Annotated in this window: 12 protein-coding genes; 11 read left to right on the top strand and 1 reads right to left on the bottom strand. The window is 70.3% G+C overall.

Annotation, left to right across the window (positions count from 1 at the left end):
- From wecB to A7A76_RS09235, 11 genes are all read left to right on the top strand, one after another.
- Window positions 1–1,251 (top strand): non-hydrolyzing UDP-N-acetylglucosamine 2-epimerase (gene wecB, locus A7A76_RS09285; RefSeq protein WP_343225307.1); only part of this gene is annotated, 1,251 nt, incomplete at its 5' end.
- Between the two features lie 98 nt (window positions 1,252–1,349).
- The gene (gene wecC / locus A7A76_RS09280; RefSeq protein WP_206410939.1) at window positions 1,350–2,606 is read left to right on the top strand and encodes a UDP-N-acetyl-D-mannosamine dehydrogenase; all 1,257 of its coding nucleotides are present in this window, start codon (window positions 1,350–1,352) and stop codon (window positions 2,604–2,606) included.
- 46 nt (window positions 2,607–2,652) lie between these two features.
- Window positions 2,653–3,945 (top strand): oligosaccharide flippase family protein, encoded by a 1,293-nt coding sequence (locus tag A7A76_RS09275; RefSeq protein WP_206410938.1) that lies wholly within the window; start codon window positions 2,653–2,655, stop codon window positions 3,943–3,945.
- A 10-nt stretch (window positions 3,946–3,955) separates the two neighbouring features.
- On the top strand, window positions 3,956–4,546 hold the full coding sequence (locus A7A76_RS09270) for an acyltransferase (RefSeq protein ID WP_206410937.1): 591 nt from the start codon (window positions 3,956–3,958) through the stop codon (window positions 4,544–4,546).
- Window positions 4,547–4,562: 16 nt separating this feature from the next.
- Window positions 4,563–5,762 carry an O-antigen ligase family protein gene (locus A7A76_RS09265; protein ID WP_206410936.1) on the top strand — a complete coding sequence of 400 codons (1,200 nt, stop codon included), beginning with the start codon at window positions 4,563–4,565 and terminating at the stop codon, window positions 5,760–5,762.
- Between the two features lie 26 nt (window positions 5,763–5,788).
- Complete coding sequence (locus A7A76_RS09260; RefSeq protein WP_206410935.1) at window positions 5,789–6,886, top strand: hypothetical protein; 1,098 nt, start codon at window positions 5,789–5,791, stop codon at window positions 6,884–6,886.
- Window positions 6,883–7,710, top strand: a complete 828-nt coding sequence (locus A7A76_RS09255) for a hypothetical protein (RefSeq protein WP_206410934.1) — start codon at window positions 6,883–6,885, stop codon at window positions 7,708–7,710. The genes A7A76_RS09260 and A7A76_RS09255 overlap by 4 nt, the downstream gene beginning before the upstream one ends.
- Window positions 7,711–7,762: 52 nt before the next feature.
- Window positions 7,763–9,916 carry a bi-domain-containing oxidoreductase gene (locus A7A76_RS09250; RefSeq protein ID WP_206410933.1) on the top strand — a complete coding sequence of 718 codons (2,154 nt, stop codon included), beginning with the start codon at window positions 7,763–7,765 and terminating at the stop codon, window positions 9,914–9,916.
- 28 nt (window positions 9,917–9,944) lie between these two features.
- A complete protein-coding gene (locus tag A7A76_RS09245; protein ID WP_206410932.1) occupies window positions 9,945–11,600 on the top strand; it encodes a heparinase II/III family protein in 1,656 nt (551 codons plus the stop codon).
- 4 nt (window positions 11,601–11,604) lie between these two features.
- The gene (locus tag A7A76_RS09240) at window positions 11,605–12,861 is read left to right on the top strand and encodes a glycosyltransferase family 4 protein (RefSeq protein ID WP_206410931.1); all 1,257 of its coding nucleotides are present in this window, start codon (window positions 11,605–11,607) and stop codon (window positions 12,859–12,861) included.
- Window positions 12,862–12,868: 7 nt separating this feature from the next.
- On the top strand, window positions 12,869–13,624 hold the full coding sequence (locus tag A7A76_RS09235; RefSeq protein WP_206410930.1) for a YdcF family protein: 756 nt from the start codon (window positions 12,869–12,871) through the stop codon (window positions 13,622–13,624).
- 249 nt (window positions 13,625–13,873) lie between these two features.
- On the opposite strand, the gene glmS is transcribed toward A7A76_RS09235, so the two are convergent.
- Entirely contained in the window at window positions 13,874–15,706 is a 1,833-nt protein-coding gene (gene glmS, locus A7A76_RS09230; RefSeq protein ID WP_206410929.1) for a glutamine--fructose-6-phosphate transaminase (isomerizing), read from the bottom strand.
- Window positions 15,707–15,710: the final 4 nt, after the last annotated feature.

Here is a 15,710-nt window from a genome sequence, read left to right as displayed (position 1 = left end):
GCCGCCTACGCCCGCGGCGCGCTCGGCGAAACCGCCGCCGGCGGCTTCGCTCCGCTGCCGCCGCTGCCGGCGGGCGCCGCCTCGGTCCAGCTCGGCGGCCCGGCGATCAAGACCCTGTGCGTGTTCGGCACCCGCCCGGAAGCGATCAAGATGGCGCCGCTGGCCAAGATGCTGGCGCAGGATCCGCGCTTCGACGCGCGCGTATGCGTCACCGGCCAGCACCGGCAGATGCTCGACCAGGTGCTGCAGCTGTTCGAGATCCAGCCGGACTTCGACCTCAACATCATGAAGCCCAAGCAGGACCTCACCGACGTCACCACCGCGATCCTGACCGGGATGAAGACGGTGCTGGCCGAGCTCAAGCCCGATGTGGTGCTGGTCCACGGCGACACCTCGACCACGATGGCCGCGACCCTGGCGGCGTATTACCAGCAGATTCCGGTCGCCCACGTCGAGGCCGGCCTGCGCACCGGCAACCTGTATTCGCCGTGGCCGGAAGAGGCCAACCGCAAGCTCACCGGCGCGCTGGCGGCGATCCACTTCGCCCCGACCGAACTGTCGCGCGGCAACCTGCGCGAGGAAGGCATTCCCGACGAGCGCATCGCGATCACCGGCAATACCGTGATCGACGCGCTCAAGGACGTGCTGGTGCGGATCGAGCGCACGCCGGAACTGCGCCGGGAGATCGCGGCCAAGTTCGAATTCCTGCGCGACGAGCGCAAGGTGGTGTTGGTCACCGGCCACCGCCGCGAGAGCTTCGGCGGCGGCTTCGAGCGCATCTGCGAGGCGCTGCGCGACACCGCGCTGCGCCATCCGGAGATCGACATCGTCTATCCGGTGCACCTGAACCCGCAGGTGCGCGAACCGGTCAACCGCGTGCTGCGCGGGATCGCCAACGTGCATCTGATCGAGCCGCTGGACTACCTGCCGTTCGTGTACCTGATGAACCGCGCGTACATCATCCTCACCGACTCCGGCGGCATCCAGGAAGAAGCGCCGTCGCTGGGCAAGCCGGTGCTGGTGATGCGCGACACCACCGAGCGGCCGGAAGCGGTCGCCGCCGGCACGGTGCGCCTGGTCGGCACCGACCGCGAGTTGATCTGCGACGGCATCAGCCAGTTGCTGAACGACCGCGCCGCCTACGAAGCGATGAGCTTCGCCCACAACCCCTACGGCGACGGCCTGGCCTGCCAGCGCATCGTCGCCGCCCTGGCGCAGTTCCGCCGCGAAGACTCGCTGCTGGCCGCGTAAGTCCCCCACCCGCGCCGTCGCCGCCCTTCGCGGGCGCGACGGCGCGGGTTCATGCATCCCTGAGCACCCCTGCCCCACGCAGGACCACTGGAGCCTTTATGAGTTTCGACACCGTCTCGGTCATCGGCCTGGGTTACATCGGCCTTCCCACCGCCGCCGCGTTCGCCGCGGCGGGCAAGCGCGTGATCGGCGTCGACGTGACCGCCTCGGTCGTGGACACGATCAACCGCGGCGAGATCCACATCGTCGAGCCCGCGCTCGACGTCGCCGTGCGCGCCGCGGTCGACGCCGGCCTGCTGCGCGCCAGCACCACGCCCGAGCATGCCGACGCCTACCTGATCGCGGTGCCGACCCCGTTCAAGGGCGACCACCAGCCCGACCTGGGCTACATCGAAGCCGCGGCCAAGGCGCTGGCGCCGGTGCTGCGCAAGGGCGACCTGGTGGTGCTGGAATCGACCTCGCCGGTCGGCGCGACCGAGCAGCTCGCGCATTGGCTGGCCGAGGCGCGCGCGGACCTGAGCTTCCCGCAACACGTCGGCGACGCCGCCGACGTCAACGTCGCTCACTGCCCCGAGCGCGTGCTGCCGGGCCAGGTGATGCGCGAGCTGATCGAGAACGACCGCGTCATCGGCGGCATGACCCCGCGCTGCTCGCAGCGCGCCGCCGAGCTGTACCAAAGCTTCGTGCGCGGCCAGTGCATCGTCACCAACGCGCGCACCGCCGAGATGTGCAAGCTCACCGAGAACGCGTTCCGCGACGTCAACATCGCCTTCGCCAACGAGCTGTCGATCATCTGCGACAAGCTCGGCATCAACGTGTGGGAGCTGGTCGGCCTGGCCAACCGCCATCCGCGCGTCAACATCCTCCAGCCCGGCCCCGGCGTGGGCGGCCACTGCATCGCGGTCGACCCGTGGTTCATCGTCGACAGCGCGCCGGAGGAAGCGCGGCTGATCCGCACCGCGCGCGAGGTCAACAACGGCAAGCCCGGCTGGGTGATGGACAAGATCGACGCGGCCATCGACGAGGCCAAGGCCGCCGGCAAGCAGGCGCAGGACCTGAAGATCGCGGTGTTCGGCCTGGCCTTCAAGCCCGACATCGACGACCTGCGCGAAAGCCCGGCGCTGGGCATCGCGGTGGAACTGGCGCAGCGCCACGCCGGCACGGTACTGGCGGTGGAGCCGCACATCGAAGTCCTGCCGGCCAGGCTCAGCGCGCCCAACGTGGTGCTGTCCGACCTGTCCACCGCCAGCCGCGAGGCCGACATCGCGGTGCTGCTGGTCGACCACAAACCTTTCAAGGAGCACGTCATGCCCAAGCACATGAAGATCGTCGACACCAAGGGCATCTGGACCTGAGCGCGACCGCGCCCGGTTCCAGGCCCGTTCGCGGAAGCCCTGCACGATGATGCGGCGTCTGATCGGCACCGCCAGCCTGTCGGCGGTCAGCGCGATGGCCTCGCGCGGCGCGCTGTTCGCCGGCGTGCTGGCGGCCGCGCATTACCTCGGCCCGGCGGCGTTCGGCCAGTTCACCCTGATCCAGACCACCGCGCTGCTGTTCACCACTTTCTGCGCGCTGAGCCTGGGGCAGATGGCGACCAAGATCGTGGCCGAGGCGGTCGCGTCCGGGGAGGGACGCGTATCGGCCGCGCTGACCGTGTCGTACGGCTCGGCGCTGCTGGCCTCGCTGGTGTTCGCCGCGCTGTTGCTGGCGTGTTCGTACCCGCTCGCGGTCAAGCTCGGCGGCTCCGGCGATCTGGCCGTGGTCTACGCCAGTTCCTCGCTGCTGGTGCTGACCGGCTTCGTCGGCGCGATCCAGAACGGCGTCGCGCTGGCGCTGCACAAGGTCAAGCAGCAGGCGGTGGCCAATCTGCTGACCGCGCCGGTGGTGTTCGCGATCATGTGGGGCGCGGCGACCCAGCGCGACATCGGCTGGGCGGTGTACGGCTCGATCGCCGCGCAATGGCTGATCGTGCTCGGCCAGGAGCGCGTGCTGCGCCGCTACCGGCGCGAGCACGGCGAACGCCTGGCGTGGTCGGCGGCCACGCGCGAGGACTGGGCGGTGGTCTGGCGCCTGGGTCTGCCGTCGTCGTTGTCGGGCCTGCTGACCATGCCGGCGATCTGGCTGTCGATGGCGATGCTCGCGCACAGCGCCCACGGCGACGCCGAGCTCGGCCATTTCGCCCTCGGCAACCAGGCGCGCTCGATCCTGCTGTTCGGCATGGGCGTGGTCGCCAACGCGGCGCTGCCGATGCTGTCGGCGGCGATCGTGCGCGGCGCGCGCGACGAAGCCGCCGCGACCCTGCGCCAATCCATCGCCCTGCTGGTCGTGGTCACCGCCTGCATCGCCGGCGTGCTGGCGATGGCCGCGCCGATCGCGGTGGCGCGCTTCGCCCCGGCCTATGCCGAAGCGATCGTGCCGCTGCAATGGCTGCTGCTGTCGGCGGTCGCGACCGCGCCGACCACGATCCTGATGCGCAAGGCCACGGCCGACGGCCGGCCCGGCGTGCTGCTGATCGGCAACGCCGCCTTCGCCGCCAGCCTGATCGGCGCGGCGGCGCTGGCGCTCAAGCTCGGCGCCGGCGCCACCGGCGTGGCCATCGCCTACGCCATCGCCTCGAGCGTGCAGCTCATCGTTTTCGCCACCTGCAACCGCCGCGAACTGCGTTGGTCCGCGGCGCCAAGCAATACTCGATAGGAGCATGCCCATGAAAGTCTTCCGCCTGCTCAAGAAGGCCGTCGTGCTGAGCCTCATCCGCCTGGGCTGGTTCATCAAGCCCGGCCTGGTCACGCGCCTTTACGCCTGGTTCCTGCGCTCGGAAGGCGCGCAGATCGAGGAGCGGCCGAACTATCTGTCGGCCAAGATCTGGTTCGACGGCACCGACTATTCGCTGATCCGCCTCGGCAAGGGCTGCACGATCTCCAGCAACGTGCGCATCCTCACCCACGATTGGGCGATCCATACCGTGGCCAAAGAGCTGGGGCTGAAGTTCGACCGGCCGCAAGGCCGGATCAAGCCGATCTCGATCGGCCGCCACGCCTTCATCGGCACCGGCTCGATCATCATGCCCGGCGCCGACATCGGCGCGGGCTGCATCGTCGGCGCCGGCGCGGTGGTGCGCGGCACGATCCCGCCGCTGAGCATCGTGATCGGCAATCCGGGCCAGATCGTCGGCTCGGTCGCCGAGTACGTCGAGCGCGCCACCCGCGGCGCCGGCGTCGGCCCGGTCGAGCAGGCCGCGTTGAAGCAGGCCGCGCAGGCGCACGCCGCCGCGCTCGCCGGCGCGCGCGCGGGCTGAGGACGGAGCGGCCGCGATGCGGATTCCCGCGCCCAAGCTGTTGCTGGCACCGGCCTGCCTGGGCCTGTTCCTGCTGTCGGGCTGGGCCTCGGTGTTCTTCGCCGTGGACACCGATCTGGTCCAGTACGCGGCGATCGCCGCGACCATCGTGCTCGGCGGCCTGTCGCTGTCCTACAGCGGGCTCAACCGCTTCGCCTGCCTGCTGCCGGTGATCGTATGCCTGGTCGCGTTCGCCCAGATCGCCTACCTGGACACCCACATCGGCCACCGGCCCAAGGAACTCAAGTTCTATCTGATCCTGGTGTTCTGCGCCTACTGCGCCTGCTTCGTACTGCGCGGCGCGGCGGCCGAGCAGTTCGTCAAGATCTACGTCGCGCTGTGCTTCTTGCTCAGCGTGGCCGCGCTGGCGATGAACAAGGGCGCCGACACCGGCGCGCAGCGGCTGATGCAGGGCGACGGCAATCCGATCTGGATCGCGCGCGCGGCCGGCACCGCGATCATGTTCCTGGCCTGGCGCCTGCTCACCGATCCGCGCCGGCAGGCGCTGCGCATCGCGTTGATCCTGCCGTGCGTGGCGGCGCTGGTGCTGGCCGGCTCGCGCGGCCCGATCCTGTCGCTGCTGCTCGGCCTGGGCGTGCTGCTGGTGCTGACCAACCGCGGCGCGCTGCTGCTCTCGCGCAAGGTGTGGGCGGCGGGGCTGGCGGTGGTTTTGCTCGCGGTCGCCGCGGCGGTGCTGGCGCCGGACGGGATCAAGGATCGCCTGGCCAGCCTGGTGGTCAGCAACTACAGCGGCAGCGACGTGCTGCGCATGAACCTGTACGAAGTGTCGTTCTCGATGCTGCGCGACACCCTGTTCGGCCAGGGCTTCGGCGCGTTCGAGGCCAGCGGCGCGCTGCAGCCCTACCCGCACAACCTGCTGATCGAGACCCTGATCGAACCGGGCCTGGTCTTCACCGCGTTCTTCTTCGCCCTGATCGTCTACGCGATCGCGCGCCTGTACCGCAGCGCCAAGCGCAGCCAGGGCCGCGACCTGGTCGCGACCTTCCTGTGCGCGCTGTCGCTGTACTCGCTGGCCAACGCCATGTTCAGCGGCGACATCACCAGCCCGAAAGAACTGTACCTGTGCGTGTTCTATGCGCTGTCCACCGCGTTCGTCGTGCGCACCGCGAACGTCCAACGCCGCTTTCCCGCGTCGTCCCAGCCCATCGCCCACTGACCCGGCGCCACTCCCGAATCCTCGATATGCAAGCGATCATCCTCGGCCAAGGCAATCCCTATCTGAAGAACCCGTACCTGGCGAAGCTGTCGAAAGTGCTCGACAGCGCCCAGGTGCCGTACGAGTTCTGGATCTGGAGCCGCGACAAGCAGGCGCGCGACCTGCCCAAGGTGCGCGTGCTGCTGAGCTTCGGCTCGTGGGGCGGCGGCGCGGTCAATGCGCTGGGCTATGCGCTGTGGGTGCTGTGGCTGACCGCGCGGGTGTTCGCCCAGCCGCGCGCCGGCGTGTACTTCTGCTCGCGCCTGGACGCGGCCCTGCCGTGCGCGCTGGTCTCCAGCGTGCGCCGCTGCCGCTACGTGTTCCTCGACCGCGACAAGCTGTCCAAAAGCTACGCCTGGCCGGCGCCGGTGAAGCGCTTCATCGAGCTGCTGGAGCGCTTCGTCGGCCGCCGCGCCGCGCTGCACGTGGTGCCCGGCGATTCGCGCACCGAAGGCAACGACAGCGACAACGTGCGGGTGGTGCGCAACACTCCGCACACCGACACCATCGCCCGCGCCCGCCAGATCGCCGCGGCGCTGCCGCCGCGCGACGGCCGCCTGCGCGTGCTGATCAGCGGCCTGATCTCGCCCGAGCGCGGCGCCGCGATGATGCGTGAAGCGGCCGAGGCCTGCGCCGGCAAGATCGACTTCGTCGCCGCCGGGCGCCTGCTCGGGCCCGACGCGCAGCGCCTGGCCGGCGGCCTGGGCGAGCGCTACCGCGGCATCGTCAGCAACGAGGAGGCGCTGGCGATGCTGCTGAGCTGCGACGTGGTGCTGGCCTTCTACGACCCGGCGCTGGAGATCAACCGCCTGGCCGAACCGAACAAATGGTTCGACTGCGCGGCGCTGGAAATCCCGTTCTTCACCAACCCCGGCTTGTTCACCTCGGCCCCGTTCGAGCAGCACCAGGCCTGTTTCCTCGCCGATTACGGCGACGGCGCGCAGCTGGCGCGCGAACTGCTGCGCATCGACGCCGACCGTTCGCTGCTCGACGCCCGCCGCCACGGCCTGCGCCAGATGCGCTACGAGGCCTGGGACACGGCGATGGCGCGGGTGATCGCCGAATGCGCGGAGCTGACGCCATGACCCTTGCCTCCGTTTCGCCGATCCTGCGCGCGCTGTCCGCCGCCGCGCTGCTGTGCGCGCTGGCGCTGGCGCCGGCCGCGTCCGCGCGCGATTTCAAGCTCTACAACAACACCAAGTACACCGACGGCGACGACCGCCGGCTCGACATCGCCCGCTCCAACCTGCTCGGCGAGCCGCAATTGCCCGAGCTGGCCAAGGGCGTGATGCCCGACGAACAGCGCTACAAGGACGCAGTGCGCGCGAGCCTGGGCAACCCCGGGCCGCTGGTGCTGGATTTCGAGCACATCAACCTCGCCAAAGACCCCGAGCTGTCGGCGACCAACCTCGACAAGCTGCAGACCCTGGCGCGCTGGACCCGCGAAGCCGCGCCCGGCCGCCCGATCGGCTACTACGGCTTCCCCGGTTCGATCGACAAGAACGACCCCGCGCGCGGCAAGGAGCTGGCCAAGTCGGTCGATCTCTTCTTCCCCTCGCTCTACACCGTCGACGACGACCGCGACCGCTGGCGCCGGCGCCTGGACAATATGATCGCCGCCGCGCGCAAGCTCGACCCGTCCAAGCCGGTGCTGCCGTTCGTGTGGCCGCAATACCACGACAAGACCCCGCGCGACGGCGAGTTCGTCGCCTCCGATTACTGGAAATTCCAGCTCGACCAGTTGCATCGCGCCGCCGACGGCGCGGTCATCTGGAGCAAACGCGTCAGCGGCGGCGAGCGCGACTGGGTGCCGGTCACCCGCAGCTTCATCCAGTCGGCCAAGCCCGCTTCGGTTGCGCCCGCATCGAACCGGCCTGGGTCGAACCGCCCCGCCCCGCCACGCCCCTGAGCGCGCCGCCCCCGAGCGTTCCTCTCCCCCGCATCGATATCCCGGAACCGCCATGCATCAAGTCCTGCAAAACCTGCGCGACGGCAGCACCGAAGTCGCCGACGTCCCCGCCCCCGCGCTGCGCCGCGGGCAACTGCTGATCCGCAGCCACGTCACCCTGGTTTCGGCCGGCACCGAACGCATGCTGGTCGAGTTCGGCAAGGCCAACCTGCTGCAGAAGGCGCGCCAGCAGCCGGACAAGGTGCGCATGGTGCTGGAAAAGGTCCGCACCGACGGCCTGGCGACCACGCTCGACGCGGTGCGCAGCAAGCTCGACCAACCGCTGGCGCTGGGTTATTGCAACGTCGGTACGGTGATCGGCGTCGGCCCGGGCGTGAGCGGGTTCGAGATCGGCGACCGCGTCGCCAGCAACGGCAAGCACGCCGAAGTGGTCGCGGTGCCGGTCAACCTGTGCGCCAAGATTCCCGACGAAGTCGGCGACGAAGCCGCCGCCTTCACCGTGCTGTCGGCGATCGGCCTGCAGGGCATCCGCCTGGTCCAGCCGACGCTCGGCGAAACCGTGGTGGTCACCGGCCTGGGCCTGATCGGCCTGATCACCGTGCAGTTGCTGCGCGCGCACGGCTGCCGCGTGCTCGGCATCGACTTCGACCCGGCCAAGCTGGCGCTGGCGCGCGGCTACGGCGCGGAAACCGTCGACCTGTCGCGCGGCGAGGATCCGGTCGCGGCCGCGCACAGCTTCTCGCGCGGCCGCGGCGTCGACGCGGTCATCATCACCGCCTCCAGCAAGAGCAACGAGCCGGTGTCGCAGGCCGCGCACATGTGCCGCAAGCGCGGCCGCATCGTCCTGGTCGGCGTCACCGGCCTGGAACTGTCGCGCGCCGACTTCTACGAGAAGGAGCTGTCGTTCCAGGTCTCGTGCTCCTACGGCCCGGGCCGCTACGACCCGTCCTACGAGGAGCGCGGCAACGATTACCCGGTCGGCTTCGTGCGCTGGACCGAGCAGCGCAATTTCGAAGCGGTGCTGGACATGATGGCGGCCGGCGCGCTGCAGGTGCAGCCGCTGGTCTCGCACCGCTATCCCATCGCCGAAGCCGAAGCCGCCTACGGCGTGCTCGGCGGCGGCGGGCCGTCGCTGGGCATCGTGCTCGACTACGGCCGCGGCGAGGAAATGGCCGATCACCTGATCCGCCGCCACATCCCGCTGAGCGTGGCCAGCGATGCGCGCGAACACAGCGACAAGGCCGACCGCAACGCGGTGGCCTTCATCGGCGCCGGTAACTACGCCGGCCGCGTGCTGATCCCCGCCTTCGCCAAGGCCGGCGCGCGCCTGCACACGGTGGTGACCGCCAACGGCGTGGGCAGCGTCCACTTCGGCAAGAAGTTCGGCTTCGGCCACGCCAGCACCGACACCAGCGCGGTGCTGCGCGATCCGGCGGTGGGCTCGGTGGTGATCGCCACCCAGCACGCCAGCCACGCCGAGCTCACGTTCAAGGCGCTGCGCCGCGGCAAGCACGTATTCGTGGAAAAGCCGCTGTGCCTGACCCTGGAAGAGCTGCAGACCATCGAGAAGGCGCACGGCGAACAGGCCGTGTACGGCGCCCCGCCGGTGCTGATGGTCGGCTTCAACCGCCGCTTCGCCCCGCAGGTGCAGAAGATGCATCAGCTGCTGGCCGGCGTGCGCGAGCCCAAGAGCTTCGTCATGACCGTCAATGCCGGCGCGATTCCGGCCGAGCACTGGACCCAGGACCCGCAGGCCGGCGGCGGCCGCCTGATCGGCGAGGCCTGCCACTTCGTCGACCTGCTGCGCTTCCTCGCCGGCGCGCCGATCGTCGGCCATCAGCTCACTGCGGTCGGCAACGTGCCCGGCGTCGGCATCCGCAGCGACCGGGTCAGCTTCAACCTCAGCTTCGCCGACGGTTCGTTCGGCACCGTGCATTACCTGGCCAACGGCCACAAGAGCTTCCCGAAAGAACGCCTGGAAGTGTTCGCCGCCGGCCGCGTGCTGGCGCTGGACAACTTCCGCAAGCTGCGCGGCTACGGCTGGCCGGGCTTCTCCAAGATGAACCTGTGGAGCCAGGACAAGGGCCAGGCCGCGTGCGCGCAAGCCTTCATGCGCGCCGCGCGCGGCGAGGCGCCGCCGCCGATTCCGGCCGAGGAGATCTTCGAAGTCGCGCGCGTCACCATCGAACTGGACGCCTCGGTATGACGCCTCGCCGCCGCCCGGAGCCGAGCGCATGAGCCTGGCCACGCGCCTGCCGCGGCTGTGGCACACCGTGCGCCATCTGCGTCCGGTGCAGATCTACGGCCGCGCCTGGCACCGCCTGCACCGACCGCGGGTCGCGCACGCGCCGGCGCCGCAGATGGCCGCGTTCGAGCGCGGCTGGATCGCCTGCGCGCGCGAGGCCTCGATGCTGGGGCCGACCCGCTTCCGCTTTCTCAACGAAGAACACGAGATCGGCGCCAACGACTGGAACAGCGCGCGGCTGCCGAAGCTGTGGCTGTACAACCTGCACTACTTCGACGATCTCAACGCCTGCGGCGCGGCCTCGCGCGAACACTGGCACCGCGACCTGATCGCGCGCTGGATCGCCGACAACCCGCCGCCGGCCGGCAACGGCTGGGAGCCGTATTGCCTGTCGCTGCGCATCGTCAACTGGATCAAGTGGCGCTGCGGCGGGCAGCTGTTCGGCGACGCCGCGCGCGCGCGCGCCGCGCTCGACAGCCTCGCCACCCAGGTGCGGTTCCTGCGCGGCCGGCTGGAGCGGCATCTGCTCGGCAATCATCTGTGGGCCAACTACAAGGCGCTGCTGTTCGCCGGCGCGTTCTTCGAAGGCTCCGAAGCCGTGCGCTGGCGCGAACTCGGACTGCACGGCCTGCGCGCCGAAATCGGCGAGCAGATCCTCGCCGACGGCGGCCATTTCGAGCGCAGCCCGATGTACCACGCGATCCTGCTCGAAGACCTGCTCGACCTGGTCCAGCTCGCCCTGGTCTATCCCGGCGCGTTCCCCGAGCGCGACGTGCAGCTGTGGCGCGACAAGGCGCAGGCGATGCTGAGCTGGCTGGCGGTGATGACCCATCCCGACGGCGGCATCGCCTTCTTCAACGACGCCGCCCACGGCGTCGCCCCGACCCTCGCGCAGTTGCGCGACTACGCCCGCGCGCTCGCGATCGAGCCGCCGCCGGCCTCGCGCGAGCCGCTGCAGCTGCTGCCGCAGTCGGGCTATGCGCGGCTGCAATGCGGCGAGGCGGTGCTGATCTGCGATGTCGGCGAAATCGGCCCGGACTACCTGCCCGGCCACGCCCACGCCGACACCCTGAGCTTCGAACTGTCGCTGCGCGGGCGGCGGGTGCTGGTCAACGCCGGCATCTCGCGCTACGACATCGACCCGCAGCGGCTGTGGCAGCGCGGCACCGCGGCGCACAACACGGTCGAGATCGACGGCGAGGATTCCTCGGAAGTGTGGAGCAGCTTCCGCGTCGCCCGCCGCGCGCGGCCGCAGGCGCTCGCGCATGGCCGCGACGGCGAAGCGCTGTGGCTCAGCGCCGCCCACGACGGTTATCGCCGGCTCAAGGGCCGGCCGCTGCATCGCCGGCGCTGGGTGCTGACTCCGCGCGGGCTGCGCATCGAGGACCGCATCGAAGGCCGCTTCGGCGAGGCGGTGGCGCGCTTGCGCGTGCACCCGGACTTCGACGCCGACGGCCACGACATTCGCGGCCGCGACGACGGCAACGAGGTCCGCCTGCGCTGGCGCAGCGAAGCCGCCGGCGACGCGCTGACGCCGAGCCGCTACCACCCCGGCTTCGGCCTGAGCCGCGCGTGCACGGTGATCGAAACCGCGCTCGACCCGCGCGTGGGCACCGCCACGCTGGTCCTGGACTGGGAGCGCTGAGTCCATGCGCATCTTGTTCCTGACCGACAATTTCCCGCCCGAGGGCAACGCCCCGGCGACCCGCACCTACGAGCACGCGGTGCGCTGGGTGCGCGCCGGCCACGAGGTCACGGTGATCACCTGCGCGCCGAACTTCCCCGAAGGCAAGCTGTTCGCCGGCTACCGCAACGCCTGGCGCAGCGTCGAAACGCTCGACGGCATCCGCGTGGTGCGGGTCAAGACCTACATCACCGCCAACGAGGGTTTTCTCAAGCGCACCCTGGATTACCTCAGCTTCATGGCCGCCGGCACCGTCGCGGGGCTGTTCGAGCGCCGCCACGACGTGGTGGTGGCGACTTCGCCGCAGTTCTTCTGCGCGCTCGGCGGCTGGGCGCTGGCGCGGCTCAAGCGGCGGCCGTTCGTGTTCGAGCTGCGCGACCTGTGGCCGGCCTCGATCACCGCGGTCGGCGCGATGCAGCGCAGCGCGGCGATCCGCGCGCTGGAAAAGCTCGAAATGTTCCTGTACCGCAGCGCCGACGCCATCGTCCCGGTCACCCAATCCTTCCGCGAGGAACTGATCCAGCGCGGCGTGGACGCGGACAAGATCCATGTCGTGCTCAACGGCGTCGACCTGCAGCGCTATCGGCCCGCGCCGCGCGATGAAGCGATGGCCAGGCAGTACGACCTGGACGGCAAGTTCGTGGTCGGCTACCTCGGCACCCACGGCATGGCGCATGGCCTGGAGCACGTGATCGAAGCCGCGCAGCGCCTGCGCGACGACCCGCGCATCGTGTTCTTCTTCGCCGGCAGCGGCGCGCAGCGCGCGCGGGTGGAGCAGATGGCGGCCGAACGCGCCCTGCCCAACGTGCGCATGATCCCGCGCCAGCCCAAGGAGGCGATGCCCAAGCTGTGGGGGTTGTGCGATCTGTCGCTGATCCCGCTGCGCGACACGCCGGTGTTCGCCTCGGTGATCCCGTCCAAGCTGTTCGAAGGCATGGGCATGGGCATTCCGGCGCTGATGGCGCTGCCGCGCGGCGAAGCGGTGCGGATCGTCGAAAGCACCGGCTGCGGGGTGTGCGTGGCGCCGGAAGATCCGGCGGCGATGGCCGACGCGATCGCCGCGCTGGCCGGCGATCCCGAGCGCATGCGCCGGCTGCGCGAGGCCAGCCTGGCCGCGGCGCCGGCGTACTCGCGCGACCGCCAGGCGCGGCTGATGAGCGATGCGCTGGCGCGGCTGGGCGACGACGACGGCGCGCGCGGGCTGCTGCGCTCGTCGGAGTGAGCCGCTCATGTCCGCCGCCCTCGCCGCCGCGTGGTTGACCCAGCCGCTCAACGCCAGCGCCGTCGCGCTGGCGCTGGCCGCCGTAGTCTGGTTGCTGCACTGGCGCCGCTGCGCGTTCGCGCTCGGCGCGCTGGCGCTGGCGTGGTCGCTGCTGTGGTCGCTGCCGGCCGCGACTGGCGCGCTGCGCGATTCGCTGCAAGACGGTTATCTGGGGCAAAGCGCCGAAGGCTTGCCGCAGGCCGACGTGATCGTGGTGCTCGGCGGCGGCATCGGCCGGGTCACGAGCTTCGACGGCGGCGACGCCGAGGCGCCGGAACTGGCCGGCAACCGCGTCGCCGCCGCCGCGCGCGCCTGGCGGGCCGAGCGCGCGCCGGCGATCCTGGTCAGCGGCGGCGCCAGCACGAGCACGCGCGGCATCAGCGAAGCGGCGATCATGGCCGATGCGCTGGTCAAGCTCGGCGTGCCGCGCGAAGCGCTGGTGCTGGAAGACGGCAGCCGCGACACCCGCGGCAACGCCGAACGCAGCGCGCGCATCGCCGCCGAACGCGGCTGGAGGCGCGCGATCCTGGTGACCTCGGCCCTGCACATGCCGCGCGCGCTGCAGTGGTTCCAACGCGCCGGTTTGCCGGCGTTGCCGCTGGCGCCGCCGCCTGAGGACGCGGCGCCGGTAACGGGAGCCTGGACACCGTCGATGCGGACCCTCGACGACAGCGCGCAGGCGCTGCGCGAGTACGTCGGATTGATGGCGGCGACGTTCGACTGAGCCTTGGGGTGTGTTCGTCGCCGGCGGGCGTGAGCTGAAAATCAAAATGGATTCCGGCGTTCGCCGGAATGACGGTGGGGACGTGGCGCCGGCTGAAGATCGCCGCACTTCCCCCTACCCCGTCATTCCGGCGAACGCCGGAATCCATTTTGATCTTGCTGTTGCCGTCGCTGTTGCCGTCGCCGTCGCTATCCCTTCCGCGACCACAGCAAGCGCCGCGAGCCCGAGCCCGCGGCGCCGCCGCGACGGTTATTCCACCGTCACCGCCTTGGCCAGATTGCGCGGCTTGTCCACATCCGTCCCGCGCGCCAGCGCCGCGTGATACGCCAGCAACTGCACCGGAATCGCATGCACCACCGGCGACAGCACGCCGACGTGGCGCGGGGTGCGGATCACGTGCACCTGCTCGGATTCGCCGAAGTGGCTGTCCAGGTCGGCGAACACGAACATCTCGCCGCCGCGCGCGCGCACTTCCTGGATGTTCGACTTCACCTTCTCCAGCAGCTTGTCGTTCGGCGCGATCACCACCACCGGCATCGCCGCGTCCACCAGCGCCAGCGGGCCGTGCTTGAGCTCGCCCGCCGGGTACGCCTCGGCGTGGATGTAGGAGATTTCCTTGAGCTTGAGCGCGCCTTCCAACGCGATCGGGTAATGCACGCCGCGGCCCAGGAACAGCGCGTGGTGCTTGGGCGCGAAACGCTCGGCCCAGCCGGCCACCTGCGGCTCCAGGTTCAGCGCGTGCTGCACGCTGCCCGGCAGGTGGCGCAGCGCGTCGAGGTATTCGGCCTCCTGTGCGTCGCTGAGCGCGCCGCGCAGCTTGGCCAACGTCGCGGTCAGGGTGAACAGCGCCACCAGCTGGGTGGTGAAGGCCTTGGTCGAGGCCACGCCGATCTCGGCGCCGGCGCGGGTGTAGTACACCAGCTGGCTCGCGCGCGGGATCGCGCTCTCGGGCACGTTGCAGATCGACAGGGTCTTGTCGTGGCCCAGCGATTTGGCGTACTTCAGCGCTTCCATCGTGTCCAGCGTTTCGCCGGATTGCGAAATCGTCACGATCAGCTGCTTCGGGTTCGCCACCGCGGCGCGATAACGGTATTCGCTGGCGATCTCGACCTTGCACGGCAGCCCGGCGATGGCCTCGATCCAGTAACGCGCGGTCAGGCCGGCGTAATAGCTGGTGCCGCAGGCCAGGATCTGCACGCCCTCGACGCCGGCGAAGACTTCTTCGGCCTTCGCGCCGAACAGCGACGCGCTGAAGCCGTTGTTGTCCATCACCGCCTCGATGGTGTCGGCGATCGCGCGCGGCTGCTCGTGGATCTCCTTCTGCATGAAGTGCCGGTACGGGCCCAGCTCCAGCGAGGCCAGCGACACGTCCGACAAATGCACGTCGCGCTCGATCGGCGCGCCGTCCGCATCGAACACCCGCACCGCGGCGCGGGTGACCTCGGCGGTGTCGCCCTCTTCCAGGAAGATCACCCGGCGCGTGGCCTGCACGATCGCCGACACGTCGCTGGCGACGAAGTTCTCGCCCTCGCCCAGGCCGACCAGCAGCGGGCAGCCCATGCGCGCGGCGATCAGGCGGCCCGGCTCGTTGAGGCTCACCACCGCGATCGCATACGCGCCGACCAGCTCGCGCACCGCCGACTGCACCGCCGCGAGCAGGTCGTGGCCCTGCTTCAGATAAGAATGGATCAGGTGGGCGATCACTTCGGTGTCGGTCTGCGATTCGAACGCATACCCGGCCGCGCGCAGGCGCTCGCGCTGCTCGTCGTGGTTTTCGATGATGCCGTTGTGCACCACCGCCAGTTCGCCGAAGCTGATGTGCGGGTGCGCGTTGGCTTCGGTGACTCCGCCGTGCGTGGCCCAGCGGGTGTGGCCGATGCCGACCTGCGCGCTGAACGCCTCGGACTGCGCCGCCGCCTCCATCTCCGCCACGCGCCCGGTCCGGCGCACCCGGCGCAGCTGCGCGCCGTCGAACACGGCAATGCCGGCCGAGTCGTAACCGCGGTATTCCAACCGCTTCAAGCCGTCGATCAGGACCGGCACCACATCGCGATCGGCGATCGCGCCTACGATTCCGCACATGCTG

This window comes from Lysobacter enzymogenes (genome assembly GCF_017168095.1).
GTDB classification, from domain to species: Bacteria; Pseudomonadota; Gammaproteobacteria; order Xanthomonadales; family Xanthomonadaceae; genus Lysobacter; species Lysobacter enzymogenes_D.
This window is presented reverse-complemented; position numbering and strand designations above follow the sequence as displayed.

Excerpts from the sequence above, each read along its gene's own strand:
- wecC (WP_206410939.1), top strand. The coding sequence starts at position 1,350 with ATGAGTTTCGACACCGTCTCGGTCATCGGCCTGGGTTACATCGGCCTT.
- A7A76_RS09275 (WP_206410938.1), top strand. The coding sequence starts at position 2,653 with ATGATGCGGCGTCTGATCGGCACCGCCAGCCTGTCGGCGGTCAGCGCG.
- A7A76_RS09270 (WP_206410937.1), top strand. The coding sequence starts at position 3,956 with ATGAAAGTCTTCCGCCTGCTCAAGAAGGCCGTCGTGCTGAGCCTCATC.
- A7A76_RS09265 (WP_206410936.1), top strand. The coding sequence starts at position 4,563 with ATGCGGATTCCCGCGCCCAAGCTGTTGCTGGCACCGGCCTGCCTGGGC.
- A7A76_RS09260 (WP_206410935.1), top strand. The coding sequence starts at position 5,789 with ATGCAAGCGATCATCCTCGGCCAAGGCAATCCCTATCTGAAGAACCCG.
- A7A76_RS09255 (WP_206410934.1), top strand. The coding sequence starts at position 6,883 with ATGACCCTTGCCTCCGTTTCGCCGATCCTGCGCGCGCTGTCCGCCGCC.
- A7A76_RS09250 (WP_206410933.1), top strand. The coding sequence starts at position 7,763 with ATGCATCAAGTCCTGCAAAACCTGCGCGACGGCAGCACCGAAGTCGCC.
- A7A76_RS09245 (WP_206410932.1), top strand. The coding sequence starts at position 9,945 with ATGAGCCTGGCCACGCGCCTGCCGCGGCTGTGGCACACCGTGCGCCAT.
- A7A76_RS09240 (WP_206410931.1), top strand. The coding sequence starts at position 11,605 with ATGCGCATCTTGTTCCTGACCGACAATTTCCCGCCCGAGGGCAACGCC.
- A7A76_RS09235 (WP_206410930.1), top strand. The coding sequence starts at position 12,869 with ATGTCCGCCGCCCTCGCCGCCGCGTGGTTGACCCAGCCGCTCAACGCC.
- glmS (WP_206410929.1), bottom strand. The coding sequence starts at position 15,706 with ATGTGCGGAATCGTAGGCGCGATCGCCGATCGCGATGTGGTGCCGGTC.